This is a genomic window from Pectobacterium aroidearum (assembly GCF_041228105.1).
In the GTDB taxonomy this organism is placed as follows: Bacteria; Pseudomonadota; Gammaproteobacteria; order Enterobacterales; family Enterobacteriaceae; genus Pectobacterium; species Pectobacterium aroidearum.
Map to the genome: position 1 here is coordinate 1,848,225 of NZ_CP166097.1, position 25,997 is coordinate 1,874,221.

Sequence of the window (25,997 nt, forward strand, 5' to 3'; positions counted from 1 at the left end):
ATCGATTCCTGTGTTTGTCGAAGACAGAAATACCATACCGATGGCGGTTGCCACGGCATGCGGTGGAGAGACTACGTTAGAAGGGGATTAGCGGTGACGCTGTTGGTTGAAGCGCTTCATACTATCGATAGACGCCGCACGTTTTTGCCATGCGGATAGGGCTTTGTTGGTGCCTGCGGCGATAAGTGAACCTGTTGCAGTAGCGGCGTTGACGCCCGCTTTTGCCGCTAGCCGGGCACCCGCCGCCCCGGCTTTCATAGCGGGTTTCGCCGCGTCAGAAGACGGTTTTGTCAACCCACGTAGACCGCCCATAGCGGCACCCTGTAGTGCGACCTGAACAGCGACGCCGCCTAATGCGTTCGCGATTTTGGCTGAAAACCAAATAATGACGCCTGAAATAACACCCGCAACGCAGCACTGAACACCCAGTGTGATGATGTTGGCGCTATCTGCAAAATTAACCGCTTTATCTAACAGGCCATTAAGATAATTGATGACAATCCTGATGGATAACGCGGAAAACATAATCGTCAGGATCACTGTGAAGATAATTTTCAGCCAGTTGTTAAACATCGGAATAAGGAATCCATACAGCAGGCAGAAAATAAATAGCGGTGCAGTGGTAGTCATTAATACAATGATAATTCCGGCTAACAGGTTAACCGCCGAACCAAATAGCAAAGTGACGATTGCACCTCCCCAGACCAGAAGTTGGGCAATACCGCCGTTGAGCTTTACATAGGTGGAATCATCCTGCTGATAAAGCTTTTGTCCTATTGTTTGCGCTTTCGCCCAAACGGTATCCAGTAACACCCAGACATTGTCATCACCGCTGACGCCGTCGGTTAATCCGTGAATGGCAGAAATGGCTAAATCCAGCCAGCCATCGAGATTTAAAACGAATGTCATGATTAATAGCATTCGCCCGACATCCCATATGACATCTTCTACTGGTGTGTGGAGTTTTCCTGCTAGGGTTTGATAACCCCGATAAGTGACAAATAACGTGAAGGAGCTGACGGCGATAACGCTTACCATATCGCCGTACACGGAGGTTTGTCCCCGCAGTACGGCATGTAAACCGTCAGTGATCGTGTTGTTCATTCCAACAAACATACCACCTGACATAGATGACCCCTTTAATTCAAATCGGGAACCTTGGCATTTTCCTGACGGAGTTCAAATCGCGCCTCTCGTGCATTTTTGCAATCCTGGGAGTCATCGCCGGATGATTCACACGCTTTATATCGCTGACTCATTTCATCCGGATGTTCTTTGTACCACTGCGTTGATTTCGGGTTATCACACCCCGCCAGAAATAATGAGCCTAAAATAACCGGGAAAATGTAAAGTGACGTTTTCATTCTTACCCTCTCAATGATTGAAGTCAGGAATCGGGGAGACGAGTTGTTGTTCATTGAATGCTTTTTGCCGCTGTTGAGTCAACATCACGGATCGCTGTTCAGCCTGCTTGACTGACATTTCCCATTGGCTGGTTAATGCGTTCAATTGTACGCTTTTGGCTGCCACCGCGTTAGCCAGGTCCTGTGACTCTTTCGAGTCTTTGGCGTTGGCAATGCGGTCGGATAAGTCTGATATATCGTTTAATGTGCTATTAATCTTGTTTTGGACATCGCTGGTATTCTCAATCGATACTGCCTGATTGAGGACAAGTTGTTTGCAACTTTCAAGATAACGTTGCGATGAACTGGACTGATTACAAATATCAAACGAGTGATATTTGTTATATAGACGCTGAAGATCAGAGGAATAATAACCGCTTGGGTTAGTCAGCAGGTCATCCAGTGAAATACCATTTTTACGCAGATGTTCGATATCATTTTTCAGGCTTTTCGCCTCGCGGAGAAATCCCTGAATATCCCGTATGCCTGTTGCGGCCGCTAATTGCTGCTTATAGGCGTCAAGCTCGCTTTTATAGTGTGTGACCGTTTCCTGCCATTGCTGGAGTTTCTGTACCCATTGGTTAATCGACTCGGTATTACTGGCTGCATCAAACACCGGTATACCAGCGCTTATCGCCGGTGTAGATATCAATAGCGATAACGCCAGACACATCTTTCTGGTTTGCATGGTGATGACCTCCGAGGTGAATATCAGATAGCCTGGTTAAGGAACGTTTCTTTCCAGTCGGTGGGTGACATGCCTTCCTGATAAATGGCATCAAATATTTTCAGGTTGTCTTCACTGCCGCTCAGGATTTTGGTGATGTTCCCGAGGCCCGATAAGTCCATTCTTGCCATGGCGACAAACGGGCGAGTTTCACCAGCACGCAGTGGTGTTTTCAGGACAACCATATAGTGCTCGCCGGGATCAAGGTTGCGGACAATATCGTAAACGCTTTCCGGAACTTTCATTTTCTCAACGTAATCCGCATGGCTGGCTTTGGGGTTAGCGAGAAAGATTTGCGTGCTGCATTGCTCAATAATCGCCGGAGCGATGGGATGCCTGACTATTTCATCGGGCGACTGGGTGGCTGGGATAAAAATGCCGTTCAGCTTGCGGATCACTTTGAGCATATTGAGGGAGAATTTAGAAAACTCGACATCAGCCAGCCATTTCCAGAACTCATCCATGAACATCACCAGTCGGCGACCATCCAGCAGGCTGGTGACACGGTATAGCAGGTAAAAGGTGATCGGCCCACGCATGTCGTCATCATCCAGGAATTCCGTACCGTCGATACCAAAGTTATCAATATTGCTGATGTTGAAGGTGTCCTCCTCGTTATCGAACACCCAGCCGAATTCACCGCCTTGCGTCCACTGTTTCAGGCGTATACGCAGACCGTTGGTCCGGGCCTCTTTGGTTGGTGGCTCCGGCAACACTTCCAGCAATCGGGTAATACCATAACGGCGATATTCTGGCGGGTAGTCCAGCATAATGGTGTCCACCGCAGTACTGATACGCTCTTCATCGCGGGGATCGAGTGGCTTACCGTCACGACGGCACAGCATCCGGATCAGCCGCTTGATAAAGCTGATGTTCCGTCGCGTGGGTGCAAGTGAAAACGGGTTGAATCCGGTAGGGATACCGGTCCGGATACGGAAGTAGCGACCACCCATTTGGCGGATAGACATCTCCGCCGCTCTGTCTTTATCAAAGTAAACGGTGGTCAGCCGTTTGAGGGTGGCAGAGGCGGAAAAGGTCGCTGGGTTGCGGTACTTCTGCATCAATTGTTTCATCATCGTCATCAGCAGGGTCTTTCCTGAACCTGTTTTACCGATGATGGCGGTATTCCCCGGTGTTTTCTCATTGAAGTCATTCCGTCCTGCCTGACTGTCATGCAGGTTTAGATAGTAACCGCCACCACTGGGGGATTTTAGGATAGCAATAGCCTCACCCCACGGATTGCCGTGACGTTTGTGGGGGTGAAAGTTATGCAGACTCCCCATATCCGCGTAATTCTGGCTACTAACGACCACCAGACGCGGTCGCAACGCATAGACGCCGGGGAGTTGAGCCAGATAGGCGGCTGGTAACGACAACGTAGACAGGGATGTCATGATGCCGAGATCGTTAAAAGGCTGGGCCAGCGCATTGGTCTCCTTGACTACCTGATCGGCGCTGGCGGACGAAACCAGCAGCGAGAAGTGATACTTGCCGCAAGACACATGCCCGGACTGGAGCAGGTCGCGTAAGACGACCAATTCCTCACGCTGTGAAATGGCGTCATCGTCGGTTGAGTTCAGTCGTTTTTCCGCCAGTCGGATATGATTTTGCGCTTCATCCCGTGCCATACAGGTAAAAGACTGCGTCAGCACATACTCGCTTTCGGCATACAGCAGCGCATCGAGCAGGCCGGTGTAGGTCTCCGGTGAATAGTCTTTAATTTCCAGACTGCGGAAGAAGCGGGAACCGCCGACCGTCTGACATTCGGCGGTATCGGTAGTGAAGAACACATCCGGCGTGCTGAGTGTGTGATAAAACGGTGTGCGTGTCACCGCCACGTTCTGCCATTTGCCGGTAATCAGGCGATGGTAGAAAGCCAGTTGCGAAGAGTAAACCCGACCTTTTTCCTCATAAGTACCTAATGGTGTTGCCACATAGCGTGATAGGGCGGTGTTGAGGGCTTCATGGTGTTCCAGCATCCCTTTCAGAGCATCAGCCAGTGCTGCTTTCCTTTTTCCGGCGCTCTGCGTCTTCATGACTTTTTTCTCCAGCGTGGAGAAAGGGGCATAACAGACAGTGAAAAACAGCCGGTGCCGCCAGAGTGATTTCTCTTGTAGTGACTGGTAATAGCGTTCCGTGACGTCATCCGAAAAGGGGATGCCCGAACTGGCCTCAAAGCCATCCTGATATTTCTCTCGTATGCGGTGAATATAGAAGGTGATCGGTAGCCCTTCATACGAGCGGATCAGGTTGCTAAGGTGGCTTGCCAGCATTGTCAGATGATGTTCATCCTCACATTCAAACACAGTGCCGTTCAATTCCCAGGTAGCGACTAAATCACCGGCGCGATTTCTTATGATGTGAGGGTGAATGTGGGAGGAGTAGGGGATGTATTTATCCAGCGTGATGCGCTCGTTTAATTTCATCTTAGCGGTAAACTCCGAAACATCGACGGCGTCATAGTGGCTTGCCAGAATGGCACGGGCACCGAAATGGCGATTGGTGGCAAATCGCCCACGGGTTTTAAAGGCCAGCCACAGCAGTCCGAAATAATGAATATCCGTTCGGGCCTTTGCCTTCATTTCCAGCCAGGCAGGGATTAATAACAAGGCAAGGTAATAGCTTGTGTAAACCGACAGCAGGACAATAGCCCCGCTGACGATCACGAACGGGACGAGAGGGATGCCCATAATGGCGGCGGGGCGGGTAAGTGCTTTGTTCAGGGTGGTCATCGGTTCCCCCTAGGATGCCCAATAGGCACCAAAGCCCGATGCGCCGACAATCAGGATGGCTCCGATAATGACGTTGCGCATGTCATGCAAACTTTTACCATCAAACAGCACCTTGTAACCCACCCACATGGTTGCCAGTGTGATCGTGACGGCGGCCAGCCCGAGCAAACCAGTGGACGTATTACTCAGCGTATCGTTGGCTTTATTAAATCCGCTCCCTGCTGCCAGCGTTTGGCTTGATATCAACAGGGAAGAAAACGCAGGCCAGTATTTACGTTTTTTCATCGTCATTGCTCCTCATTAATTACATGCATGGATACATCGCCGCGAATGATGGCGTTGGGATAGTGCAGGGAAGTCAAAACCGGTATGAATTTATCGGTGAGTTCACCGCGCAGGACGGTGGTCGGATAATGAATCTCTGAAGTGGATTGGCTGGTGGTACTGCGCTTGAGATCTTCCCGCGTAGACGGGACCACATAGCTAATACGCTGGATATAACTGGTTTGGTTAAAGGCGGATTCTGGCTGCTGACCCGTATCGAAATTGCCGGAATAGTAACAACTGAGCGCTCTCTTCAGCGTGCCGCCTCGCTGGTAGCAGTCGGTGAGGATGCGTTCAAAAACGGATAGATTAGTGCAGGGATCTAACAAGTCATGCGCTGTTACGCCGTAATGGCGAAAGTTGGTACTGGTGATTTGCATCAGCCCGACCGAATAACGGCGACCTTTCGCGACTACCTGCTTGATGATGTTGATGGCAGTTTGTTTGCTGGTGGGCTGATGAGAAATGACGCCTACGCTATCGGGCGCTCTTTCTTCCTTCGGCACAATTTCAGCGACGGCATAAGGATTAAAACTGGATTCTACCTTCGCTACATCAGACGCGGTGGAGGGGGGAATAGTGGCGGCACACTGCATAACCGCCGCCAGAAAAGCAGTGGGTGAAAGCATGGTTGCCTCGATAACAAAGTCTAGCCACACGTAGCCATCGGATAGTCGGTGGCAAGAGAAAAGTAAGGAGGAGAATTGAGCGTTAATCGTTCTGGGCTGCCAGCGGCGTATCGCTATCATCCTTGGGTTCAAGGAGCACCAACTTACCGGAGACAGCAATGCCGGGTGTCAGTACGATGTTCAATCCGGGTTTGCCGTTATGAGCGAACGCCACGCCGACTTTTGTCCAGTAGGTGTTTTTCTCTCGGTTTAAGTCGGGTTGGCTTTCCTGCGTGACAAATACGTGATAGGTAGGTTTTCTCATGTTATTTCCTTTAATAGAAAGTCATGGTGAATTAACTACATCGATCACATCCCGATTCTGCATTCCGGTTTCAACGGGTCAGCGAGAACATTCAGCGGCACCCTGAATTGTGGTTGTGTGACAGCCCGACTTATATTTTTAAAGAGCAATACTCGGCCCGGACGAATGAACGTCCATAAAGCTCGCCGGTGGAAGGTGGCGTGATAAGCGTGCGATATTGGCGCCAGGATGAGAATGCTAAAATCAAAAAGGGAATGAGAGAGAAAATATGTAGCGTGGTAATTATTTGAATGGTTGTATTGGCTTGGTTTTGAGTTGTCGCTTATGGAAATACCTAAAATGACTGACAGGTTTGTGCCAAAAGCGGAAGTAGTTAACATCCGCGGCAGGTTAAAAGAAGTTCATTCCCTTTAAGCACACTATCAGCGCACGGTTTTTACTATTTCATCGATCATCAGGTTCACAATTTCGTTGTTCATAGAGCTTTCGCTTCTCACCACTGCCACTTCATGAACCGGAAGAGGAGGAAGGCTCTCGTGTCCGCTCGGACTGAGATGCTCAGGAACACAACATTCGGTCAGCACGGCCATGGCCATCCCGCTTTCAGCTGCGGCTATCAGCCCCGCAATATAGGGGCTGTTATAGACAATACGATAACCTCCCGGCATTTTTTCCAGGGCTTCAAGCAGGTTTCTACGCGCCTCACTACCAAACTCATACATCGCTACCGGTAAAGGCTCAGGCAGGACAGGTTCTGCTTTAATAAGATTGCCGAACCATACGAGCGGCACACTGACCAGCCAGGTGCCTCTGTCAGGGCGGTTCTGTGACACGATAGCCACATCAAGTTCGGCAGCATCGATTTTTGGTATCAGAGAAGAGGAAGGTTCACAGAGCAACGAAATCTCTATGCATGGATACTTCTGGCTGAATGTTCTCAGGAGAGGTGAAAGATATCGGGCTGCATAGTCATCAGGGATACCGAGGCTGACGTGGCCTTGTTGAGCTTTCTGTTTAAGCGTATTTAAGGCAACTGCATGTGTTCGAAGAATTTTATCTGCATAACCTAAAAGATCTTTTCCCGCCGGTGTCAGCGTCAGTCTCCTGACTTGACGGTAGAAAACTTTACGCTCAAGCACGTCCTCAATTTTTTTTGATGTGCATACTTATTGCTGACTGAGAGCGACAAAGCGTTTGTGCCGACAACGCCACAAAAAATATGTTGTATGGTGCTTATAGCTGTGGGGTTACTTATTATCACTCCTGACATTCTGCATGACCCGGAAGCAGGACTGGCGCTTGTCTGGTCTCTGGCAGCAGGATTCTCCTATGCGATTATTGTGTTGTATAACCGCTATACGGCATCCGGCGTCCCCCCCTTACAGTCGTCATGTATTCAGTTTTTCAGCTGTGCAATTGTCACATTGCCCTGGGGATATACCTTTCTGACTTCAATGAGTAACGCAGATTTTGTCAGCGCTATGCTCCTGGGACTGATATGTACCGGACTGGCCTATACGCTTCTCATTTTCGCCATGAAAAAGGTCGAGGCAGCCCGGGCTGCGGTGATTATTTCTCTAGAGCCTGTCTGGGCTATTCTGTTCGCTGCCGCATAGTTCCAGGCGCAGCCTGAATTTCGTACACTCGCTAGGCGGAGTTCTCATTATCACAGCAGTATTTATCAGCTCCGGACAAGCCAGTGCTGACCGTGATAAATAAGTCAGGCTTCCGCTCCTAAGTTAGTTCTGACTGGCGGCTTCTTCATGGACAAGTCTACGGGCAAGCTGTCCAAGCTGGGCAATTCCGTTTTTATACTCTTCCGTAAGTATGAAACAAACCGCCATACGCAGGCAGTTTTTAAAACCCCGGTTACCTGCGCATAAAAGGCCAGGCATACACAGAATTTTAGCCTCCAGGGCAATATGAAACAGTTTCAGGGTATCGACGCCATCAGGCAGCTCGATCCAGAGGATAAACCCGCCCTGCGGCCTGGTTACGCGCGTATCTGCCGGAAAGTTTTTTGCTATACAAGCCCTGACGGTGTCTATCTGCCGGTCGTACAGCCGCCTCAAATGACGAAGATGCAAATCATAGCCACCACTTTCGAGAAATGTTCCCAGCGTTTCACTTAACAGTGCCGATTCAGCAACGCTGGTTGAAAATTTTATTTGCCTGGCGCGGCTGCGAAAACGTCCGGCGTCCAGCCAGCCAATACGGAAGTCTGGTGCGATAGTTTTCGTATAGCTCGCACAAACCATGACCCAGCCATCCTCATCAAATGCTTTGATATTCGGGATGATACGCTCGCCAAACTGAAGCTCTGCATACATGGCATCTTCAATGACCGCAAACTCATGCCTGCGCGCCATTCGTGCCAGTTGTCTGCGGTTATCTTCCGGCATGATAAAACCAAGTGGATTGTGACCGGTTGGGATTGTTAGCACGGCGGCGACCTGCTCACTATCCACAACCTTCTTTAATGCATCCATGCACATGCCGGTTTGTGGATGTGTGGGGATGCTGACGATTCTCCTACCCATATTTTCCAGCATAGGATAAAGGTTATAAAAAGTGGGCGTTTCGACGGCAATAAGATCGCCATAGCGCGTTGAAGCCATTACCGCGATGCTCAGCGCCTCCATTGCACCATGAGTAATCAGAATATCGTCAGCAGACAGATACATGCCCAGTTGCATGCCCCGACGTGCAACCTGAGTTCTCAGGAGTTTCGAACCAGGGGGCATGCAATACACATTCTGAGAATGCTGGCCTGAGCGCAGGTGTTGCGCCATCAGTTTTTTTATCCTGCTGACTGGGTAGAAAACGTCTCCAGTCGGGCAGGCCAGCGCCAGATCAATACAGTCCCCCCGCTGCTGGTTTTCCATGACAACCGAAAGAAGCCGGTTAACACCCGTCAGGGACACCTCCTCATCAGGGACCATGTTTCCGTTGCTGTGCGGTTGTTCCGGGAGCGAATGATTGACGTAATACCCTGACTGAGGACGTGCGGAAATTAATCCGCGATCTTCCAGGAGCCTGTAGACGGTTTTAACCGTGTTGATACTGACCTGGTGCATGAGGGCAAAGTCTCTGACTGACTGCAGACGTGCTCCATGCGGCAATTGCCCGTTAATAATGGCATTCGCCAGTTCTTCAGCAAGCCTTTCGTAAATATACATCTCATACTTTCCTGATAACTGATGGGCACAATTTAACGCTGGATTATATCAGTTTCAACAAGGTTTAAATTCTTTACACCTGCGCCATTTAATTACACTGTGTCCATCTAACTTTCACATTTCTGTGTCTGTATCCCTACAATTTTGCCGTGTAGGATATTGAGTCTCATTACAGTATTTAAGGAACGGATGATGGGCGGAGTTGAGTTTCGACAAATTGATGTGTTCACTGCCAGACCTTTCAAAGGTAACCCGGTTGCCGTTGTAATGGATGCAAGTGGTCTGACTGATGAGCAGATGCAGTCGATCGCCAGCTGGACGAATCTTTCAGAGACAACCTTTGTCCTGAAACCGGAAGATAAAAATGCCGACTATCGGGTGCGAATTTTTACGCCGGGGAGTGAGTTACCGTTTGCCGGCCATCCGACGATAGGCACTGCTTATGCGCTGCTGGAAGCAGGTGTTATTCATCCCACTGACGGAAAGATCGTACAGGAATGTGGCGCAGGTCTGGTCAGTCTGTCGGTATCAGCCACCGGTTCAAAGGGCACGTTTATCTCATTTGAACTTCCTGAACCCCGTATAACGTTGCTTACGCCGGAGCAGGTTGATCAGCTGGACAGTATTCTTGGCTGCGTGATTGACCGTTCCCTCACGCCAGCACTCGTTGACGTCGGTGCCCGTTGGATTGTTGCCCGTACGCTAGACGCATCACGCGTCCTGCAGACTCAGCCAGACTACGCACGGCTGACTGAGCATGATCGGAACATGGGGATTACCGGAGTTTGTTTGTATGGAGAGCACCGCGCTGACAACGGAATGCATATTGAAGTGCGATCCTTTGCTCCTGCATGTGGTGTTAATGAAGATCCCGTTTGTGGCAGTGGTAATGGCAGCGTTGCTGCGTTCCTGCGTCATCATTCAGTTACTCTTCCACCCGGCGGAGCGGTGAAATCTTCTCAGGGACAAAAACTCGGGCGGGAGGGAGAAATTGGCCTGACGATCGGCCGGGAAAAAATTCTGGTAGGTGGACTGGCAGTCACCTGCATACGCGGAACGATTCATTACTGAGTGAAGGCTGAAATGTCAGAAGAAGGATTGCAGGAATGAGCGTGTTTCAGTCAAAAGAGAAACCGTCGTCTTCATCACCGCATTTTTCATCCGCAGCGGTTTTCTTCATGTTCGTCATCCCGCCCCTTTTGTGGGCCGGGAATTTCATCGTAGGGAGAGCCATAAGAAATGACGTTCCTCCTGTGACGTTAACGCTGGTTCGCTGGATTGTGGCCCTGGCAATCATTCTGCCTTTTGCGCTGCCGCATATCCGGCGTGATTTACCGCTCTATTACAGGCATGCGGGTCGCATTATTGCTGTATCGCTTAGTGGCGTAGCGGCCTTCAGTCTGTTGGTTTATGTGGGACTTCATCATACCTCTGGCACCAACGCACTGTTGCTGAACTCATGTGTGCCTGTGCTTATCATGCTTTTTTCTGCTCTTTTCTTCGGGGGACGTCTTACCGGAAGGCAGTGCGCAGGGCTTTTAGTTTCATGCTGCGGGGTACTGGCCATCATCTTTAAAGGTGATCCTGGTGGGTTTCTGCAATTGGTGTTTTCGTCCGGGGATTTGTTGCTTCTTGCAGCCATGTCCTGCTTCGCATTTTACACACTCTGGCTTAGAAAAATGCCCCCGGAAATAAACCGCATGGGGCTACTGGGCATGCAGGTGATTATTACTGTGACCGCTGTTTTCCCTCTGTGGATTTGGGAGCAGGGAGTCAGTGCTTCAGTTCACTGGAGCCTGCCGGTCGTTACCGCCGTGATTTTTCTTGGGCTCTTTCCCTCCTTCATTTCTTATTTACTGTATGGGCGCTGTGTGGAGGCGATAGGAGCTGCACGTGCGGGATTGAGCATTCACCTTATCCCCGTTTTTGGCGTTGCAATTTCAGCGTTATTTCTTAACGAGCCGGTCCATCTCTATCATCTCATCGGAATAGGCATGATTCTGGCCGGTGTGAGTCTGGCAAGCACAAACAGGAAAGTGAAACTTTCATGAAAAAAATAATCACCATTTCAGATGCGCTGGCTGCGCCAGTCGGACCGTTTTCAGTTGCCACATCTTATGCAAATCTCATTTTTGTGTCCGGTCAGACAGGCCAGGATCCCGGGACTGGCAAACTGGTAAGCCATTCGGTTGAGGATCAGGCAAGGCAGAGTCTTGGCAACCTGATGACAGCTGTAAAAGCCGCCGGAGGAACATCCGACACCGTTCTCAAAGTGAATTGTTATCTGCTTACCATGGATGACTTCACGGCATTCAACGCGGTTTATAAGGAGTTCTTCAGTGAAGGGGATTTCCCCGCGCGCACGTGTATCGCAGTCAGTGCGCTGCCTCTTGGTGCAAAGGTTGAAGTTGAGGCAACAGCATTCAGAGCCGCGCCACAATAATACAAAGTCATAAACCCATTCGCAGATGCCCGACGCATCTGGCTGTAAGGAGTCTCTCGTTGAAAATAGCTGAACGCGCACTGAAAATTGACCCTTTTCACGTGATGGAAGTGGCTAAAGCCGCATCACTGATGGAGTCAGGGTTAACTGCTGGTGACCCTTCCATGATCCATCTGACCATTGGCGAACCGGATTTTACCGCGCCTGAGCGGGTTCAGCGGGCCGCAACAGAAGCGATAAGGAAAGGCGTGACTCAGTACACGCCTGCGCTGGGGATCATGCCACTCCGTGAAAAAATAAGTGGCTGGTACAGCCAGCGCTTCGGGCTCAACGTTCCATCGGAAAGAATAGTTGTGACAGCGGGGGCATCGGCTGCGTTATTGCTTACCTGTCTTGCGTTGATTGATGAAGGCGATGAGATCCTGATGCCCGACCCCAGTTATCCCTGCAACCGGCATTTTGTCAGTGCAGCGGGCGGGCGCTCCGTGTTGCTTCCCACGACACCGCAAAACAGGTTCCAACTGACTGCGTCTCAGGTGGCAGCTAGCTGGAGTGAAAAGACAAGGGGCGTGCTCCTGGCTTCCCCCTCAAACCCAACCGGTACATCGGTACATCCTGATGAACTAAAAAGGATTCATGCTGCTGTCAAAGCGAGGAACGGGATAACCATTCTTGATGAGCTGTACCTCGGGCTCAGTTTCCAGCAGGAATTCAGCGTCAGCGGCCTGAAAATCGATAACAGCATCATCAGTATTAACAGTTTTTCGAAATACTTTTCAATGACCGGATGGCGGCTTGGATGGATGGTTGTGCCAGAGGTTCTTGTACCGGTGATTGAGCGGTTAGCGCAGAACTTCTTCCTTTGCCCAAGCACGGTTGCCCAGCATGCGGCGATCGCCTGTTTTGAACCGGACAGCATTGATGAGTACGAACAACGCCGCGCGGAGTTTAAAGCGCGCCGTGACTGGTTTATACCGGCTCTTCAGGAAGCAGGGTTCCATGTTCCTGTTCTCCCCGACGGGGCATTTTATGCATGGGCAGACTGCACTGACTGGTGCGAAAGATGGGGCGTTCCGACAAGCTGGGAGTTCGCTTTTGAAGCAATGAAGCGAGCCCATGTAGCCATCTCTCCGGGCCGCGATTTTGGTTTTGATTCAACGGACCGGTATGTGCGGTTTTCAACCGCCAGTTCACTGGGTGAACTTGAACAGGCCATCACCCGGTTCATTGACTTAAAGAGAAGTTAGATGGCTGACTTTACCTGTAGCTGATTCAGAAATGGCAAGGTAAAACGCATTATGGCAGCGGCATTGAGCAACTTTGTCCTAGCCGCCAGGTCCAGGGGAACGCTATCCTCTGTAAGTGATTCAATGAAGGTGATGGCATGAAGAACAGATTTTTATATCTTAAAAATAATGTACTGGAAGACGTCACCTTCCTTGATGCCAGTATTCAGGATTTTTACTACAAAAAGCATTCTCACGAAGAGTATGCGATAGGGCTTATCAATACTGGAAAAATAGGTTTTAACTGCCGTGACGGGATGTTTCACATTCCGGGTGGTGGGTTGATGCAGTTAAATCCGGGAGATCCCCATGAGGGTACGCCGGACGTTGAGAGGGGCTATGATTACTGGATGCTCTACATTCCTGCATCACAAATGGCAAAAGTTGTCAGCGATTACTGCGGATTTTCCCGCTTTAAAACGTTCAACTTTTCCGGAAATGTGAGTAGGAATACGTTGTTGAGGGAACGGTATGTGAATTTTGCCGCTGCAATGCTCGGCGATCGGACAGCAGATGCTGCGTTAGAGCAGTCATTTGCAGACCTCATCCATTGCCTGTGCAATCTGAATCTCGGCGAGGGTGCGGGTTACCATACCGGCAGGGTCGATAACCTGATCCGCCGGGCAGAGGATTATATACGGCAGAATATTCACACGAGCCTTTCAATTGATGAAGTCAGCCAGGTCGCAGGCATTTCGAAATATCACTTCATGAGAATGTTTAAGGCACAGGTCGGCGTTACGCCTTATCAGTACATCATTAATTGCAAGGTCAATAAAATTAAGCTTGATATTGATTCGGGCTATTCCGCAGAAAAAACGTTCAGTGAAGAGTCTTTCTTTGATCAGAGCCACTTCAATAAACGGTTCAGGGAAATATATGGCGTCACCCCAAAGGGCTATCAGCACGCCATACGCAAGGGCATTTAGAATTTCAGGATATTTATGTTAGAACTATTTATTTACGTTTTCAGTATTATGTACACGCCTGGCCCGGTAACAACCATCGCATTTAATTCAGGCATGAACCCTCGCGCGCCTTTCCGTATCGGATTCGCAACTGGCGTTGGTGTGGCAATGTATCTTCTTTTACTGGTGTGTGGTTATTCCGGGCAGGCGGTTGTCAATGAAAGCCTGCTACCCTGGATAAGCGCAGTAGGTGGCGTGTATATTCTCTACCTTGCTGTAAAAGTAATATTATCCTCAATCGAAAGTCAGGATGAAGTCGGGGGCGGCGGTAAAATCGGATTTAAATCCGGCTTTGTCATCCACTTATTTAACCCCAAAGCATGGCTGGCCGCATTGCCACTGGTCGCACTGTATTATCCTGCCAATAACATCTATGGCTGGAAACTGTTATTTATCTCTACGGTTATCGCCGTGATTTGTGGGTTTTCCTCTGTGTTTTATAACCTTGCAGGCCGATACTGCTCGAAGCTTTTTTCCAGCGGAAGGTCCCGTATGATTATCAATTACCTTATGGGAGCCCTGCTGTTATACAGTGGGTTTATGATCCTGTATGAGCATGTTTATCAACCTTTTATTCATTAATTTGCGGAGGAAATATGAACGAATTATCAGAAGCACCGATTTCAGCCGGACAGAAAATGCGCATTATTGTCATCCTGCATAAAGATCTTCCGACCTGGAAAAAAATCAACGTCACATCTTTTTTAATAAGTGGCATTGCCACTCAGGAAGGTGCGACGGGAGAACCTTATACGGATGCCTCTGGCAACCATTATAATGGCATGATCACTGATCCGGTGATGGCATATGCAGTCACGGATGAAGAACTGCGGGCTACATATAATAAAGCAATGTCGCGATCAATATCTTTATCTGTTTTTACGGAAGATATATTTAATACCTTTAATGATATCGATAACCGGGCAGTGGTTTCTGATAAGAACGCAGAAGATCTTCCTCTTGTAGGTATAGCATTCAGAGAGAAGAAAAACTCGGCTGATAAGATTGTAAAAAGCCTGACCCTTTTGAGCTGATATTTGATTTTAAAAAATATCAATTTTTAATGTGGCAGCACACAAACATGATCCTGCGCAGTAATGGTTATTTTCCATGGATTAATATTTTTCGATAGGATGATTAAATCATCTTTCTGAACACATCATATGGATTCCGCACTTAAGAATTACCTGTAGTTATGTTTCTGAGATTTATTTCATTGTTACTGTTCATAATGATTTTATTTAAGGTTCATTAACAAGAGGAGATCATATGCCGACTTACTATTGCTCATTTCCATCCGGTAACATCCCGGATAGTCAGAAAAATGCTATCGCCCAGGCCATTACTGAAAGACATACTGAAGCGACCGGTGCACCGGGCTGGTTTGTACAGGTAATCATCAACGAGGGAGAAGGCCAGCAGCGCTATCTGGGGGGAGAACGTTACGATGAACACGTCTGGATAAGAGCTGATATAAGGGCCGGGCGTAAGAAGGAGCAGCTTGAATCTCTGATTACCAACATCCTGAATGATGTGAGCAAAATTTCCGGTATAAGCCAGGATGACATATGGATTTATCTCAATAATCTTGAACCTGAGAACATGGCAGAATATGGCCATATCCTTCCTCCGCCCGGAAACGAGCAGTCCTGGTTTAATGCATTGCCTGAATCACTCCGCAATCGGCTCGAAGCCCTCGGAGTTCATCCTTCCCGTTTTACCCTCTGATCCACTATCACTCTCCATCAGATAAACAAACTGGTCACGCCCGGAAAACCGGCGTGACAGCCCGCATGAGCCGGTATACCCTTAATAGATTAGTCTTGTCATCTAAAGGGACCGTAATGGGACGATCAAGCAAAGAGCAGTCAGTTATCAGTCGTCGGCATATCGTCGAAAATGCGAGCAGGCTGTTCCGTGCAAACGGCATCGATAATGTCAGTATCTCAGACGTTATGAAGGCAACCGGTATGACAACAGGCGGTTTTTACAAACACTTTGAGTCCAAGGAGGCGCTTGCAGCAGAAGCAGCTGATCTGGCTTTCACTGATGCCAGTAACAACTGGCAAAAAATACAGACTTCAGTACAAAGCATCACTGCATCTCAGGCAGATATAGCCTCCTATTACCTGACGCCGGTATCTGGTAAACAAAGATGCCCGATGATTTCACTGGGGAGTGATATCAGGCAGTCAGATGATGAGGATCTTAAAGCGTGTTATACGAAAGGGCTGAAATCACTGCTTGAATCATTCGTAAAAGCGGGCGGTTCGGATGGACTGAATTCAGCACCAGAGCGTGATTTAGCCTTGTTTGCGGCTATGATTGGGGCCAGTTATCTGAATGAAGTGATTGCAGACAGAGGGCTGGCTGAACAGTTTGCGAAAGCTGTTCAACAATTAATTACTGTTGCAGAACAGGGATCTTAACGACCCCTGTTCAGTACATTTCAGGATTATTTTCCGGCAGATTTTCTAATCGCCGCAGTCAATTCTTCAGTGGTCAGTATCTCAGTTGCATACGTCGGACCATCAATATCCAGTGCTGCGTGTAGCGCTTCTTCTGAACGGGCGGACGTTGCATCGCGAACCAGTGTCACGTGAAAGCCTAGTTCCATGCCTATACGGGCAGTGGCTTCAAGACAGGTGTTTGCCAGAAGTCCTACGCAAATTATCTTTTCTTTGCCATAGCGTTTCAGTTTGTGCTCAAGATCTGTGTTGGGAAAGCCGCTGGATCCCCAGTGTTCAGTCGCAACAACGTCACCCGGCTGAACCTGGAAATCATCATGGAAAGTACCACCCCAAGTATCTTTGGCAAAAGCCTGACGTTCTCCTGCGCCAATCTGGTAAGGAGAAGGATATTTCCAGTCCTTGTAGTCGCCTTCCTCCCAGCGGTGATGCGGAACATGATAAACCGTTATACCTGCCTCACGGGCTGCTGAAACCACTTTGCGCAGGTTTTCATGCATGTTGTTCTTTTGAGCGAGTTCCTTAACCCAGGGATAGAGCTTTCCGCCCTCAGCAAGAAAATCATTATATAAATCAATGCACAATAAGGCTGTGATTTCTGGTTCATAGACTGGGTTTGCCATTCTGACTCCTTGGTACACACGTTTATGATGAAAATATATTATCATTGTAATCTATTTTGGTGCAAGCATCCGGATTTTTGCTCCTGCCACAATCCGATATCAAATTTTCTGTTGGGTCTTAGATTAGGAGGTCCAACGGCTCTTCATTCACTCTTTAAAGATTATTCCTTCTGACATTGAGGTATTGACCTAGTCCCTCTTGATTCACACAGAATGCTGCCAGCAATGTCCGCTGTTCGCTCTTAGCGGGCTATTTATTTTGGTGCCCGATCTTCGCTCATTACTGACTGTCAGGTTTAATCGTTGTAATACAGAACCTTGCCAAATCAAATCTGAGACAATGCAGAAAAGCAATAATAGTGACGGTTCCTATTCAGTATTTCACTGCTTAAAATAAGCATCGTGGCTTACTTATTCAGATAATAAATAACGCGCAGAGAGAATAACTTCTCTGCGCGAAGGTCATCCTGCTATCAGCGCTGACGGTTCTCAAGAATAGTCTGGCATTCCGTACAGGTTGTCACGCCCGGAAGGGTTTTCCTCCGCTTCTCAGGGATGGGTTCACCGCACAAACGACAGTAATGTAATGAGGGTGTAGTTGCTGGCTTGAAACGGTTCTGTTCAATCATCTCTTCCAGACGTTGCTCATTAAATTCTTGATCGCGATCGATCTCATCTGGCATGCGATGTCCTCCTGTTTAGTGCTTCTTTCTCGCAAAGGGTGATACGGTTCCAGACGGCGGTCAGGGAAAGTCCTTTTTCGCGAGAAGACAATGATTCAGTAACCTGCATCATTGCTTCCAACGCATTAGGTGTATCAAGGTTCTCAGTGCGTTTCTTTTGCCATGACAGCCAGATTTCAACATCAACGATTTCATCTGGAATAGGCGTTCGGCCATAAGGGATGGTGACACCCAGCAACCGGCGGCGAGTGCAGACTTCATTCGAGGTGAGGCCAAAAAAATGATTAAGGAGTGCAATAGATCCCCCCAATCTGATGGCCCGATTTATCTGCTGCTGGCGCTGCGCTTCCTGATGGGACAGCGTCAGGATTTGTTGTAGAGCGTCGTGGCGGACAGTGATCGACATAAACTGTGCCGATGCCCTGCTGACGATAAACAGTTCGTCGAGGGATAGCTGATTGAGGGCATTCAATTCGTCGAATGTGAATCCTAACGTTTCACAATAACGAAAATTACCTTCCTTGAGTGCGGCAAGGGCGTTTGTTAACACCGCGTAATTCAGTGAGGGGAACATAATGCTGTATCTCCCTTCAGCGCGTTAAGCGGTTAGCTAATTTGAGGTTAATCCATTCGTCAATTTCAGATTCCAGCCAGGCTACGCTGGCAGGTCCAATCTTTATTGAGGAGGGAAAGGTGCCTTCTTTCATGTACAGGTAGATTTGCGAGCGTTTCAGACCGGTTTTTACTTCCACTTGTTTCAGACGTAATAACTGATGAGCTGTCATAAATACCTCCAGTGCAGAAATGGGATATGCCCGGAGATGACAAAAAAACACAATGAGGAAAGGAGTGAAAGTTGAAGAGCCCGTATTAAGGACACCACAATCCTTAATACGGGTTTTTAGATTGAAGCGTGTAATGTCATTTTAATTGGGAGCCTAAACGGATGTCGGTGAACCACGTTCAAGCGCCGTTTTTAACGTATCGCCGCTGAATCGATCGGTCATGCCTTCGTCTGAGGCCCACTGTTCAAAGATGGACAGAAGCTTATAGGGTTGCCTGATTAATGGGCTGATAGACTCATTGTTTTTACAGGCAAGCCAGAACAATCTGGATAACGGCGTAGATATACGTGTTGAGGAGGGAGGAGAAGTATCATTTTTGGCAGGCATGCTAATTAATTTTTCAAGTTCGGCATGTTTGATGACAAAACAGGCGTCCTTTGGTAAATCGTGAATCGGAAAATATTCTCTTTGGCTATACTGCTTTGTTTTCTGGTATGGGATGTTTTCAGTAATATGTGATGCAATATTTTTAGGAAGTCTCATGGTTTGCTGTTTTATCCTTTCGCGATACCTGATTTTCTCAAATATTTGAAAGTGATCGTCGCCGATATTGACGGTAAGACCATAGTTAACGTGATTTTCTCCGATTACGGGTTGTGGAATACCCAGAGATCTGGCTAATAAACGTTGAACCAGAACGTATTCATAGCCGACAAGCGTTGTATCAATCACTTGTTGAGTGGGGTAAGTATATTTACCCTCGGTGGTGACGATTAAGTTTCTGTTATTGATTAAACAGTTTTTTTCGAGAATGCATAGCTGGTTAATCAAATGATTGCCTATAGGCTTAAGCTTTGCCTTAGCATTTGATGTTTTGATTCTTCGTAAGATGATTGGAGATTGGAAGTAGATCGAAAGGTTGATATCTCCGTATAAGGCATGGCGATAAATATCAGCTTCTGTTAACGGTGAGTTTCTTACCTGAGTCGCTATCACTATGGCTTCTGGTATCGTAATCCAGCTAAATTCATCACTCGTGGTATTAAATATCCTATTTTTCGTTATCATGATTCATCTCCTTTATATGAAAATGATATATTGCATAGGTGGCTAACGTTTCCTTATGCAGCCATGACGTATAGATAGGATTCTGAAAATGAGGAATAGGATTAGTGAAGGGTTGTTGGGATAACGATGATGTTATTGATCGCTTTTCGCTGGCCGTCACAAAAAATGTCTAAATTAGGAAGCCATCACCAAACGAGCTATCTCGCTCATGTCGATTTTTACTCCACGCGATGCCGATTTTATTCAGATCAACACAGTCAAAGCTCTGTATCAAAAAAGAAGGGACATACACTGAATCAGGCATATCAATTGGTTCGAGGTAATTAACGAACCAATTGATGATGTGGAATGGTTGAATCGAGTGGAGACCAGAATGTTATTCCCTGATGGTTGGCGATTAAGCCCAGCAAGTGATCTAATTGTTTTTATGACGAATTTCTCGCGGAATGCGTTGCCCTTGTGAATCGAAATAACGATTCGGCCAGATTTCACTTGCCGGAATGCCCAGTGCGTCGGCGATTAGTCGTTCACCTTTCGGCCAGGGCCGGTTTAGTGCATTTGCAAGCGTTGATGAACTAAGACCCGCCTCACGTGATACGGCTGCTAACGTCGTCTTTCGTTTGCGCAGGGCTGCAATGATATCGGCAGGATGCCAGTCCATTCGTTGTTCCTGTTGTTCAATGTTCATACTTCCTCCTCTTGGATTAAAACTTTACTTCTTCTAGTAAACTATATCTTTATTATGGATGAAAAAACAACCAAAAATAAAGATAAAATTTATTTAGGAAAGAAATGCTTTAAGAAAGGCTTGTTGAGAGAAGTGATAATCAGTCTATGTTGATCAGTACCATGGATAACGCCGTGATTGGTAAGCGATTAAGACTAGCCCGAGTGAACAAGGGATTAAAGCAGGCAGAGCTCGGTTGCCTAGCTGGTCTGGATGAGGAAACAGCAAGCTCTCGTGTGAGCCAATATGAAAGAGAAATCAGTGCGCCAGATTTTGGGCTGGTTTCTCGGTTCGCTACAGTGCTGGATGTTCCTGAAGCGTATTTCTATGCCGTCGATGACGATCTCGCCACCTTGATCTTACAGTATCACCGTTTCAAGAAAGCCAACCCAAACTCCACGCTGCTCATCACACCTCAGTAAGGTTGGTGCCCTAATGCGTCTGGTGTTCAATTCCTGTGCGTTTACCCTTCTAAATTTAATTATTCCTACTCTCAATAAATTAAATCTTCATTTTTGAGTTTAAAACAACCAAAAATAAATTTTAAATTTACTGGGTAAAGAACCACTTCAAGAGAGGTATAGCGGGAACGGCGATAATCGGCTTATGTTAATCTGCGAAGCAGGTAATTCCGTGATTGGTAAACGATTAAGACTGGCGCGAGTGAATGCAGGATTAAAACAGGTCGAGCTCGGTTGTCTCGCTGGACTGGATGAAGAGACGTCGAGTTCCCGCGTAAGCCAATATGAAAGGGAAGTCAGTTCACCAGATTTTGGTCTGGTTTGCCGTTTTGCGGCGGTGCTGGATGTGCCGGAAGCCTACTTTTATGCTGTCGATGAAGATCTCGCAACGCTAATATTGCAATACCATCGTTATAAGAAAAGTAACCCTAATTCTACGTTGTTGATTACCCCGCAATAGACCTTCATTCATGTATCCGGCCTGAGCAATTTCCTGACGTTTCTCGATTTTTTGTGAAATGCTGAGGGAAAAACGTTCTCGCAGTCCGAAAAGCAGGTCCTGTTATCAGGATCTGCTTTCCAGAGTGTTATCGATCAGGCAGTTCCGACCGTCTTATGTTGTTGAGCATAAATGTATGGCGCAACATATTCTTCCCGGTTGGTATCCAGATAATCTGACCACCACTGCATCATCGCTTTACGAGCATCGAGATATTCAGCTTTATGGATGTAAGCCGCTCGAACGCTATTGCGTTCTTGATGGCTCATCTGTCGTTCAACCGCATCCTGCGCCCACAGTCCAGATTCCATCAGCGCACTACAGGCCATTGCCCGGAATCCGTGGCCGCAAATTTCATCTTTCGTGTCATACCCCATCAAGCGTAGCGCCTTGTTGATGGTGTTTTCGCACATTGGCTTATATGGATTATGGTCACCGGGGAATATCAGCTCCTGATGCCCGGATATTTCCCGTATCTGTTTCAGAATAGTGATGGACTGACGGGAGAGGGGAACGATATGCGGCGTGCGCATTTTTGCACCACGCCCGGAATAACGCACACCGGAGATAGCTTCACGGGTAGCCGGAATGGTCCAGATTTTGTTTCTGAAATCGATCTCAGACCAACGGGCAAAGCGCAACTCGCTGGAACGGATGAATAGGTGCAGGGTGAGTGAGACCGCCAAGCGGGTTAATTCTCGTCCTTGCTTGTAGTCCTCAATGCGAGTCAGTAGTTCAGGTAGCCGCTCCAGCGAAAGGGCAGGGTAGTGACGTTTAACGGGAGGGGCAATAATGCCGTCCAGATTTGCCGCCGGGTTGTGCTCTATCAACTCCTGATGCACGGCATGACGCATGATGTTGCACATATGCTGTCGGGTTCGTGCCGCCACTTCCAGCAAACCTTTTTTCTCAATCCCTCTCAGTAGGTCGATGAAGTGGCGAGTTTTCAGTTCTGTGACTGGCTGGTGTCCAATGATCGGGAAAATATGGTTATTCATGCTGGCGAGAAGACGGGCGGCATGGTTCTCTGACCAGGTTCTGTTGCTCTTATGCCAGCTCAATGCCACGGTTTTAAAACTTTTTGCAGGGGAACGAGCTGCCTTTTCAGCGGCACGTTGCTGCGCAGGGTTGATATTTTGCACCAGCAGTTTGCGGAGTTCGTCACGTTTCTGGCGTGCTTCTGACAGACTGATTAACGGATAAGCGCCCAGCGCTATGCGGGTCTCTTTGCCAAAAAAATAGTATCTGAAGTACCAGAGGCGCGAACCAGTAGGTTTAACGTGAAGATACAGGCCGTGTGAATCGGATAGTTTTATGGGGGTAACAGGTGGTTTTAAGTTGCGGATTTTAGTGTCGTTAAGAGACATATGCGGGTCACTCCATTATCGAACCGGAAAGACCCCAAATCTGACCACCAAATTCTCCCGATGCGGAGGGTAAACTGAAAATACATCGGGAAGACTTTTCACGCTAACTTATTGAATCTGAATCATATAGGGATTCGCAAAGCGGCATGAAAACAAGAATTTGGCTCCTCTGACTGGACTTTAACATGCACCTATCTGGTTGTTTTTTCATGTTAAAACCGATTTGTCGGAAAACTTCTACCAACAAATCTACCAATAACACTATCTGTTTTTAGAAACCAATGTCAATAAGAACCTAAGCTAACTTTCGTTGCTGTGGCAGGGATGAGGGTAACTGGCACTGAGAAATCGCGGGTCAGCCTGAATCAACTATCCTTTCTGGACGGAAGAACAAAAGACACTGGATGGCAATAATGAAAAACTTGTCAGACAAAGGCATTAAAGAAATCGAAAAATGGCTAAATATTGATACCTATCGTCAGTTTGAAAACATATCCCTTGAGCGGCTTTATCATGAGCTAGTGGTGAGGGCGCTATTTTTTAAACCTGATCATGGGGATTATGAACGCTTTCTGGTTGAAACTTATGCAGCCAGTATCTTCCGAGGGGAGCCACTCCTCATTACAGATAGTCATATGAACCGACTTAAAACAGAAGCCAGGCTTTCGTTATCCCCATACTTCTCTGTAACAACAACCGGAATGCTGGCCGATCTTTGTATTTACGGGATGAAGAAGTCTCTGTTTGGTCAGCATAACCTTGATGAGTATTGGATTGATGAAAAAGTCGCAAATATCCCGGTTGCGGAGGCTATGCCGGAATTATGTCAACATAGTGTGATGATTGATATAGACCTCACCAGTGGCACAGACGAAGAAATCACTGAATCACTGAAAGCCATGCTTCCTCAGTGGCGTAAAATCCGGGGGATTGAGCCAGAACCATCAGACTCTGTTCGCTTTGGCTATGGAACGATTAAGAAAATTATCAATTACAGGTTGCTCCCGATACTTGACATACTTATCTGGGCAAAGCGCAATGATATCCGGGTGTCAGATGATCGCCTTTCCACTCTGCTCCACAGCGATACTGATAAGGAAGATAAAACAAGAACGGGTAGTCGCATAAAGGATACCGACAAACCCCTTGCGATTAAAACAGTCAGTAAGTCATTCATCCTTCAGTTTCATCATTTTCTCAACAAGAATCCCGACTTGAGAGATACAAAAGTGTCTGAGGTCATGAAGCGCGCAGATAAGGAGGCAGATAAGGAGAAAAATTAGGGAAGTCTGGAGGTGCTGAAGTTCGCTTGTTTCTCTGATTTTTTCATATAGTCTCTTCTAAAACCAATAGGAGAGACTATGAATACCCAGAATCGCCTTATTCGTTTCCCAGAAGTAATGAGAAAAACCGGCTTTGGAAAAGCCTGGCTCTATCGTCTTATTAGTGAAGAGCGTTTCCCCCAACCTGTAAAAATCGGTATCCGGGCTGTTGCATTTGTTGAAAATGAAATTGATGAATGGATATTGACTGCTATCGAAAAGAGAAAATCTTTTAAAGGGTAGGTGATTTAAGTGAAAAGGATATGTTTTAATAAAAGTGTAAAGTTTACCTATGGGAATTGATGCATTCTTTACAAAATACTTTACATTTTATCAAAAAGTCCTTTATTTAAAAGACTTCTAAGGGAGATCGGTATGGATATATGCATCTAAATATCCCAGAATTCTTACGGGTTATACTCGCATTTTTATCAAACAAATAATTTGTATTGTTATATATATCTATATTGCTATTTATTATTTCTTCATTTTTAGTTTTTAATAAATTAAACATTTCTATTCGATTAAAATAAAACAAATAATTAACTATATTATTTCTATTTTCATCGGCTTGAAATAAATCTTTAATTTCCATCTTATTGATTAAGGAATTAAATTCTTCTTTTTTATTTTTTCTTACTAGCCGTACCTGTTTATTTTATGTCAAATAATTTCCTTCAAGATATTAATAAATAAATGAATTAGTCCATTTATTTGTAAAAGGTTGACTTATTTAATTTGTAGATATATTAGATAAGTCAGGACGATATTAAAATGTAAAGTTTGAGGGAGCTATGGGATATAAAATAAAAAAATTCATTATGAGTAATGGTGGGCGAGAATGCCTAATCCTTGATAAAGAAACTAAACTGCCAGTTATCTATCAAAATCTTTTTCTTATCACAAATATCAGGAATAAAAGTGCTACTGCATCAACGATGGAGATAGTTGCAACTAACCTACTAATTTTCAGTAATTTCTTAAAGAGTAGAGAAATAGATATAATAGAAAGAATTAAGATTAGAACATATCTCAGTATTGCTGAAATAGATGACCTGGTAAGATACGCAAAACAAAGGTTCGACAAACAGAAAATAACAAATATAAAACGGATGAATAGCAGTCCTCTTGCTAAGAAGACCTTTAGTTATAGGATATATGTTTTTTCAAATTACCTTAAATGGTTGTGTGGATTAGTTCATTCCAGAATGGGAATTAATGCTAATAATGAAGTAGACGATTTTATTGAAAGTATTAGAGCTCATACTCCGAAAAAGCGTTCATTAAATATGAATGATAGATATGATAAATCTTTAAGTGACGAGGAGATAAAAATACTTTTCAGTCTGTTAGAAATTGGGGGGGTAAAAATCCTTTTCAAAAGGAAGTTCAGGTAAGAAACAGGCTTATCTTCTCCTTGCTTTTGAATTTAGGTTTAAGAGCTGGTGAATTACTCAATCTTAAAATAGATGATTTTGATCTCAGAGAAAACACTCTGAGTATTATAAGAAGACATGACTCAAAAGAAGATAGAAGACCTTATCAGCCATTAGTCAAAACGGGTGAGAGAGTTATTCCATTGTCCGAAAATTTAGTCCGTGAAATTTTCAGCTACATAGAAGATAGCAGGGATAATATGGCTAAGAGGAAAAAACATAATTTCTTATTAGTGGCTCACTGCACTGGAAAAAGCGCTGGAGAACCTTTAAGTATTTCAGCTTATGAGAAAGTAATATCAACCTTGAAAGGAGCAAGTCCAGAATTATCCCGCCTATCAGGTCATAGATTAAGGCATTCCTGGAATTATATATTTTCAAAGGAAATTGAAGGATCTAATTTAGAAGCTAACGTAGTGAAACATTTAGTGCGTTATATTATGGGTTGGGCGAAAGATTCAACAATGCCTGATCATTACAATTTCAAATACATATCGCAACAAGAAAAATACTTTTTACTAAGCGTTTACGATTCAATTAACAGAATAATTAATGGAGGCTAA

30 protein-coding genes and 1 pseudogene are annotated in these 25,997 nt (G+C 46.4%); 15 read left to right on the top strand and 16 right to left on the bottom strand.

Annotated elements, in window-relative coordinates; genetic code table 11:
* Nucleotides 1-87: 87 nt before the first annotated feature.
* From AB8809_RS08425 to AB8809_RS08460, 8 genes are all read right to left on the bottom strand, one after another.
* Nucleotides 88-1,128: a type IV secretion system protein gene (locus AB8809_RS08425; RefSeq protein WP_349856201.1), complete on the bottom strand. Its 1,041-nt coding sequence runs from the start codon at nt 1,126-1,128 to the stop codon at nt 88-90.
* Nucleotides 1,129-1,139: 11 nt separating this feature from the next.
* On the bottom strand, nt 1,140-1,364 hold the full coding sequence (locus AB8809_RS08430; protein WP_038907531.1) for an EexN family lipoprotein: 225 nt from the start codon (nt 1,362-1,364) through the stop codon (nt 1,140-1,142).
* A 10-nt stretch (nt 1,365-1,374) separates the two neighbouring features.
* Nucleotides 1,375-2,091, bottom strand: coding sequence for a type IV secretion system protein (locus tag AB8809_RS08435; protein WP_349856200.1), 717 nt, complete (start codon nt 2,089-2,091; stop codon nt 1,375-1,377).
* 23 nt (nt 2,092-2,114) lie between these two features.
* Nucleotides 2,115-4,862, bottom strand: coding sequence for a VirB3 family type IV secretion system protein (locus AB8809_RS08440; RefSeq protein ID WP_349856199.1), 2,748 nt, complete (start codon nt 4,860-4,862; stop codon nt 2,115-2,117).
* Between the two features lie 9 nt (nt 4,863-4,871).
* Entirely contained in the window at nt 4,872-5,153 is a 282-nt protein-coding gene (locus AB8809_RS08445; RefSeq protein ID WP_349856198.1) for a TrbC/VirB2 family protein, read from the bottom strand.
* Complete coding sequence (locus AB8809_RS08450) at nt 5,150-5,815, bottom strand: lytic transglycosylase domain-containing protein (RefSeq protein ID WP_349856197.1); 666 nt, start codon at nt 5,813-5,815, stop codon at nt 5,150-5,152. Before AB8809_RS08450 ends, AB8809_RS08445 begins: the two co-directional genes overlap by 4 nt.
* Nucleotides 5,816-5,897: 82 nt before the next feature.
* Nucleotides 5,898-6,119 (bottom strand): hypothetical protein, encoded by a 222-nt coding sequence (locus tag AB8809_RS08455; protein ID WP_349856196.1) that lies wholly within the window; start codon nt 6,117-6,119, stop codon nt 5,898-5,900.
* 422 nt (nt 6,120-6,541) lie between these two features.
* A complete protein-coding gene (locus AB8809_RS08460) occupies nt 6,542-7,258 on the bottom strand; it encodes a LysR family transcriptional regulator (RefSeq protein WP_349856195.1) in 717 nt (238 codons plus the stop codon).
* 102 nt (nt 7,259-7,360) lie between these two features.
* Here AB8809_RS08460 and AB8809_RS08465 point away from each other — a divergent pair, with 102 nt between their 5' ends.
* Nucleotides 7,361-7,735 carry a DMT family transporter gene (locus tag AB8809_RS08465; RefSeq protein ID WP_349856194.1) on the top strand — a complete coding sequence of 125 codons (375 nt, stop codon included), beginning with the start codon at nt 7,361-7,363 and terminating at the stop codon, nt 7,733-7,735.
* A 123-nt stretch (nt 7,736-7,858) separates the two neighbouring features.
* On the opposite strand, the gene AB8809_RS08470 is transcribed toward AB8809_RS08465, so the two are convergent.
* Nucleotides 7,859-9,298, bottom strand: coding sequence for a PLP-dependent aminotransferase family protein (locus AB8809_RS08470; RefSeq protein ID WP_349856193.1), 1,440 nt, complete (start codon nt 9,296-9,298; stop codon nt 7,859-7,861).
* A gap of 192 nt (nt 9,299-9,490) precedes the next feature.
* Between AB8809_RS08470 and AB8809_RS08475 the strand changes: the two genes are divergently transcribed.
* From AB8809_RS08475 to AB8809_RS08515, 9 genes are all read left to right on the top strand, one after another.
* Nucleotides 9,491-10,369 (top strand): PhzF family phenazine biosynthesis protein, encoded by an 879-nt coding sequence (locus AB8809_RS08475; protein WP_369987359.1) that lies wholly within the window; start codon nt 9,491-9,493, stop codon nt 10,367-10,369.
* Between the two features lie 35 nt (nt 10,370-10,404).
* Complete coding sequence (locus tag AB8809_RS08480) at nt 10,405-11,349, top strand: DMT family transporter (protein WP_349856191.1); 945 nt, start codon at nt 10,405-10,407, stop codon at nt 11,347-11,349.
* Nucleotides 11,346-11,741 (top strand): RidA family protein, encoded by a 396-nt coding sequence (locus AB8809_RS08485; protein WP_349856190.1) that lies wholly within the window; start codon nt 11,346-11,348, stop codon nt 11,739-11,741. Before AB8809_RS08480 ends, AB8809_RS08485 begins: the two co-directional genes overlap by 4 nt.
* Before the next feature lie 59 nt (nt 11,742-11,800).
* The gene (locus AB8809_RS08490; protein ID WP_349856189.1) at nt 11,801-12,988 is read left to right on the top strand and encodes a pyridoxal phosphate-dependent aminotransferase; all 1,188 of its coding nucleotides are present in this window, start codon (nt 11,801-11,803) and stop codon (nt 12,986-12,988) included.
* A gap of 137 nt (nt 12,989-13,125) precedes the next feature.
* On the top strand, nt 13,126-13,956 hold the full coding sequence (locus AB8809_RS08495; protein WP_349856188.1) for an AraC family transcriptional regulator: 831 nt from the start codon (nt 13,126-13,128) through the stop codon (nt 13,954-13,956).
* Nucleotides 13,957-13,971: 15 nt separating this feature from the next.
* Nucleotides 13,972-14,577 carry a LysE family translocator gene (locus tag AB8809_RS08500; protein WP_349856187.1) on the top strand — a complete coding sequence of 202 codons (606 nt, stop codon included), beginning with the start codon at nt 13,972-13,974 and terminating at the stop codon, nt 14,575-14,577.
* Between the two features lie 14 nt (nt 14,578-14,591).
* Nucleotides 14,592-15,029: a DUF2000 domain-containing protein gene (locus AB8809_RS08505; protein ID WP_349856186.1), complete on the top strand. Its 438-nt coding sequence runs from the start codon at nt 14,592-14,594 to the stop codon at nt 15,027-15,029.
* 235 nt (nt 15,030-15,264) lie between these two features.
* On the top strand, nt 15,265-15,723 hold the full coding sequence (locus AB8809_RS08510; protein ID WP_349856185.1) for a tautomerase family protein: 459 nt from the start codon (nt 15,265-15,267) through the stop codon (nt 15,721-15,723).
* 116 nt (nt 15,724-15,839) lie between these two features.
* Entirely contained in the window at nt 15,840-16,424 is a 585-nt protein-coding gene (locus AB8809_RS08515) for a TetR/AcrR family transcriptional regulator (protein WP_349856184.1), read from the top strand.
* Nucleotides 16,425-16,450: 26 nt separating this feature from the next.
* Here the strand turns inward: AB8809_RS08515 and AB8809_RS08520 are convergent, their stop codons facing one another.
* From AB8809_RS08520 to AB8809_RS08545, 6 genes are all read right to left on the bottom strand, one after another.
* A complete protein-coding gene (locus AB8809_RS08520) occupies nt 16,451-17,086 on the bottom strand; it encodes an isochorismatase family cysteine hydrolase (protein WP_349856183.1) in 636 nt (211 codons plus the stop codon).
* A 473-nt stretch (nt 17,087-17,559) separates the two neighbouring features.
* Nucleotides 17,560-17,769 (bottom strand): TraR/DksA family transcriptional regulator, encoded by a 210-nt coding sequence (locus AB8809_RS08525; RefSeq protein WP_349856182.1) that lies wholly within the window; start codon nt 17,767-17,769, stop codon nt 17,560-17,562.
* On the bottom strand, nt 17,759-18,343 hold the full coding sequence (locus tag AB8809_RS08530) for a DUF2857 domain-containing protein (RefSeq protein WP_349856181.1): 585 nt from the start codon (nt 18,341-18,343) through the stop codon (nt 17,759-17,761). Before AB8809_RS08530 ends, AB8809_RS08525 begins: the two co-directional genes overlap by 11 nt.
* Nucleotides 18,344-18,359: 16 nt before the next feature.
* On the bottom strand, nt 18,360-18,554 hold the full coding sequence (locus AB8809_RS08535) for an AlpA family transcriptional regulator (protein WP_039508997.1): 195 nt from the start codon (nt 18,552-18,554) through the stop codon (nt 18,360-18,362).
* A 153-nt stretch (nt 18,555-18,707) separates the two neighbouring features.
* Nucleotides 18,708-19,622, bottom strand: a complete 915-nt coding sequence (locus AB8809_RS08540) for a hypothetical protein (protein WP_349856180.1) — start codon at nt 19,620-19,622, stop codon at nt 18,708-18,710.
* A 415-nt stretch (nt 19,623-20,037) separates the two neighbouring features.
* A complete protein-coding gene (locus AB8809_RS08545; RefSeq protein WP_014699383.1) occupies nt 20,038-20,310 on the bottom strand; it encodes a helix-turn-helix transcriptional regulator in 273 nt (90 codons plus the stop codon).
* A 146-nt stretch (nt 20,311-20,456) separates the two neighbouring features.
* Here AB8809_RS08545 and AB8809_RS08550 point away from each other — a divergent pair, with 146 nt between their 5' ends.
* Nucleotides 20,457-20,771 (top strand): helix-turn-helix transcriptional regulator, encoded by a 315-nt coding sequence (locus AB8809_RS08550; protein ID WP_349856179.1) that lies wholly within the window; start codon nt 20,457-20,459, stop codon nt 20,769-20,771.
* 184 nt (nt 20,772-20,955) lie between these two features.
* Complete coding sequence (locus AB8809_RS08555) at nt 20,956-21,270, top strand: helix-turn-helix domain-containing protein (RefSeq protein ID WP_039551213.1); 315 nt, start codon at nt 20,956-20,958, stop codon at nt 21,268-21,270.
* Between the two features lie 134 nt (nt 21,271-21,404).
* On the opposite strand, the gene AB8809_RS08560 is transcribed toward AB8809_RS08555, so the two are convergent.
* Nucleotides 21,405-22,676, bottom strand: coding sequence for an integrase arm-type DNA-binding domain-containing protein (locus AB8809_RS08560; RefSeq protein WP_349856178.1), 1,272 nt, complete (start codon nt 22,674-22,676; stop codon nt 21,405-21,407).
* A gap of 413 nt (nt 22,677-23,089) precedes the next feature.
* On the opposite strand from AB8809_RS08560, the gene AB8809_RS08565 reads away from it, so the two are divergent.
* From AB8809_RS08565 to AB8809_RS08575, 3 genes and pseudogenes are all read left to right on the top strand, one after another.
* The gene (locus AB8809_RS08565) at nt 23,090-23,959 is read left to right on the top strand and encodes a DUF6387 family protein (RefSeq protein ID WP_349856177.1); all 870 of its coding nucleotides are present in this window, start codon (nt 23,090-23,092) and stop codon (nt 23,957-23,959) included.
* Nucleotides 23,960-24,037: 78 nt separating this feature from the next.
* Nucleotides 24,038-24,241, top strand: coding sequence for an AlpA family transcriptional regulator (locus AB8809_RS08570; RefSeq protein ID WP_226308989.1), 204 nt, complete (start codon nt 24,038-24,040; stop codon nt 24,239-24,241).
* 551 nt (nt 24,242-24,792) lie between these two features.
* A pseudogene (locus tag AB8809_RS08575) lies at nt 24,793-25,997 on the top strand (site-specific integrase).

Coding starts and splice junctions, on each gene's coding strand:
- AB8809_RS08535 (WP_039508997.1), bottom strand. CDS start 18,554: ATGACAGCTCATCAGTTATTACGTCTGAAACAAGTGGAAGTAAAAACC.
- AB8809_RS08495 (WP_349856188.1), top strand. CDS start 13,126: ATGAAGAACAGATTTTTATATCTTAAAAATAATGTACTGGAAGACGTC.
- AB8809_RS08475 (WP_369987359.1), top strand. CDS start 9,491: ATGGGCGGAGTTGAGTTTCGACAAATTGATGTGTTCACTGCCAGACCT.
- AB8809_RS08570 (WP_226308989.1), top strand. CDS start 24,038: ATGAATACCCAGAATCGCCTTATTCGTTTCCCAGAAGTAATGAGAAAA.
- AB8809_RS08505 (WP_349856186.1), top strand. CDS start 14,592: ATGAACGAATTATCAGAAGCACCGATTTCAGCCGGACAGAAAATGCGC.
- AB8809_RS08435 (WP_349856200.1), bottom strand. CDS start 2,091: ATGCAAACCAGAAAGATGTGTCTGGCGTTATCGCTATTGATATCTACA.
- AB8809_RS08550 (WP_349856179.1), top strand. CDS start 20,457: ATGTTGATCAGTACCATGGATAACGCCGTGATTGGTAAGCGATTAAGA.
- AB8809_RS08510 (WP_349856185.1), top strand. CDS start 15,265: ATGCCGACTTACTATTGCTCATTTCCATCCGGTAACATCCCGGATAGT.
- AB8809_RS08530 (WP_349856181.1), bottom strand. CDS start 18,343: ATGTTCCCCTCACTGAATTACGCGGTGTTAACAAACGCCCTTGCCGCA.
- AB8809_RS08525 (WP_349856182.1), bottom strand. CDS start 17,769: ATGCCAGATGAGATCGATCGCGATCAAGAATTTAATGAGCAACGTCTG.
- AB8809_RS08455 (WP_349856196.1), bottom strand. CDS start 6,119: ATGAGAAAACCTACCTATCACGTATTTGTCACGCAGGAAAGCCAACCC.
- AB8809_RS08500 (WP_349856187.1), top strand. CDS start 13,972: ATGTTAGAACTATTTATTTACGTTTTCAGTATTATGTACACGCCTGGC.
- AB8809_RS08545 (WP_014699383.1), bottom strand. CDS start 20,310: ATGAACATTGAACAACAGGAACAACGAATGGACTGGCATCCTGCCGAT.
- AB8809_RS08560 (WP_349856178.1), bottom strand. CDS start 22,676: ATGTCTCTTAACGACACTAAAATCCGCAACTTAAAACCACCTGTTACC.
- AB8809_RS08450 (WP_349856197.1), bottom strand. CDS start 5,815: ATGCTTTCACCCACTGCTTTTCTGGCGGCGGTTATGCAGTGTGCCGCC.
- AB8809_RS08515 (WP_349856184.1), top strand. CDS start 15,840: ATGGGACGATCAAGCAAAGAGCAGTCAGTTATCAGTCGTCGGCATATC.
- AB8809_RS08440 (WP_349856199.1), bottom strand. CDS start 4,862: ATGACCACCCTGAACAAAGCACTTACCCGCCCCGCCGCCATTATGGGC.
- AB8809_RS08445 (WP_349856198.1), bottom strand. CDS start 5,153: ATGACGATGAAAAAACGTAAATACTGGCCTGCGTTTTCTTCCCTGTTG.
- AB8809_RS08520 (WP_349856183.1), bottom strand. CDS start 17,086: ATGGCAAACCCAGTCTATGAACCAGAAATCACAGCCTTATTGTGCATT.
- AB8809_RS08430 (WP_038907531.1), bottom strand. CDS start 1,364: ATGAAAACGTCACTTTACATTTTCCCGGTTATTTTAGGCTCATTATTT.
- AB8809_RS08470 (WP_349856193.1), bottom strand. CDS start 9,298: ATGTATATTTACGAAAGGCTTGCTGAAGAACTGGCGAATGCCATTATT.
- AB8809_RS08485 (WP_349856190.1), top strand. CDS start 11,346: ATGAAAAAAATAATCACCATTTCAGATGCGCTGGCTGCGCCAGTCGGA.
- AB8809_RS08540 (WP_349856180.1), bottom strand. CDS start 19,622: ATGATAACGAAAAATAGGATATTTAATACCACGAGTGATGAATTTAGC.
- AB8809_RS08480 (WP_349856191.1), top strand. CDS start 10,405: ATGAGCGTGTTTCAGTCAAAAGAGAAACCGTCGTCTTCATCACCGCAT.
- AB8809_RS08425 (WP_349856201.1), bottom strand. CDS start 1,128: ATGTCAGGTGGTATGTTTGTTGGAATGAACAACACGATCACTGACGGT.
- AB8809_RS08565 (WP_349856177.1), top strand. CDS start 23,090: ATGAAAAACTTGTCAGACAAAGGCATTAAAGAAATCGAAAAATGGCTA.
- AB8809_RS08555 (WP_039551213.1), top strand. CDS start 20,956: ATGTTAATCTGCGAAGCAGGTAATTCCGTGATTGGTAAACGATTAAGA.